The organism is Rhizobium sp. PDO1-076 (assembly GCF_000247475.1).
Taxonomy (GTDB): Bacteria; Pseudomonadota; Alphaproteobacteria; order Rhizobiales; family Rhizobiaceae; genus Allorhizobium.
On record NZ_AHZC01000375.1, the window covers coordinates 1 to 518 of the forward strand.

1 protein-coding gene is annotated in these 518 nt (G+C 60.0%); it reads left to right on the forward strand.

Annotation, left to right across the window (positions count from 1 at the left end; all coding sequences use genetic code 11):
• Positions 1–36: 36 nt before the first annotated feature.
• Positions 37–518: helix-turn-helix domain-containing protein (locus PDO_RS17465; protein WP_007605068.1), on the forward strand; the 482-nt coding region annotated here is incomplete at its 3' end.

The following is a 518-nucleotide window of genomic DNA, read 5'->3' on the forward strand; positions in this document are numbered from 1 at the left end:
TGAATCTGAATCTCTGGGGCAAACTGGAGGTTTACGATGCGACCGGGGATTTCGTTACGTGAAGATTTTGACGCGGAAGGTCTTCGGCGTCTTGCGCGTCAGAGCAAGCATGCGGCTCAGGCTCGTCGGCTGCTGGCACTCGCCCTGATCTATGACGGAGGCTCGCGCTCGGATGCTGCGCAGCTGGGCAATGTCACTCTTCAGATCGTCCGCGACTGGGTCATGCGGTTCAACGAACGTGGTCCTGAAGGGCTGATCGATGGTAAGGCTCCGGGCCCAAAGTCACTGCTGAACGATCAGCAGCGTGTGGTCCTGGCAAAGGCCATTGAGCGGGGGCCGACACCCTATCTCGATGGTGTCGTGCGCTGGCGTCTGTGCGATCTGGCGCAATGGATTTGGGAAGAGTTTCGCGTCTCGGTGAGCGAACAGACGCTGAGCCGGGAGGTACGTGCCATGGGTTACCGCAAGCTCGCTGCCCGCCCCAAGCATCATGCGCAGGACCCTCAAGCCATTGAGGA